A 569-nucleotide genomic window follows, 5' to 3' on the forward strand; every position below is an offset into this window, starting at 1 on the left:
GCTTCGCGTTCATGCCACTTCCCATTGCAGTATCGAAGATATGCAGCAAATTGGTCTTATCGCGCTGGTTGAAGCAGGACGTCGTTATGGAGACATTGACGATACTCACTTCCCGGCGTTTGCGGTTTGCCGTGTACGCGGCGCGATCTTAGATGAACTGCGCCGTTTAGACTGGCGCTCACGTAAGACACGTCAGCAAGCCCATGAGCTTAACGACGTCACACGTGACCTCACCCGCTCGTTAGGTCGCATGCCAACGGACCCAGAAATCATCAAGGCTCTAGGCACCGACGAGCAAGATTATTACAACCGTCAAAACGCGGCGCTTGCAGGTGAAATGCAAAGTCTCGATCAACTGATGGAAAACAGCACCGACAGCCACTTTGGTGGTCAATACGACGGCATGGAGCACGAGCACATTCGTCGTAGCTTAGACAGCGCACTAGGCCGATTGTCAAAGCGAGATCAATTGCTACTGACGCTGTTTTATCAACACGAACTCAATTTACACGAAATAGCCCTCGTCTTGGATCTGACGCCACCTCGAATTTGTCAGCTTCATAAACAAG

General features: G+C 51.1%; 1 protein-coding gene. It reads left to right on the plus strand.

Going from position 1 to position 569, the window contains the following annotated elements:
- Positions 1–569 (plus strand): lateral flagellar system RNA polymerase sigma factor LafS (lafS, locus tag R7P74_RS28205; protein WP_318123983.1); only part of this gene is annotated, 569 nt, incomplete at both ends.

Source organism: Vibrio sp. 2033 (genome assembly GCF_033339735.1).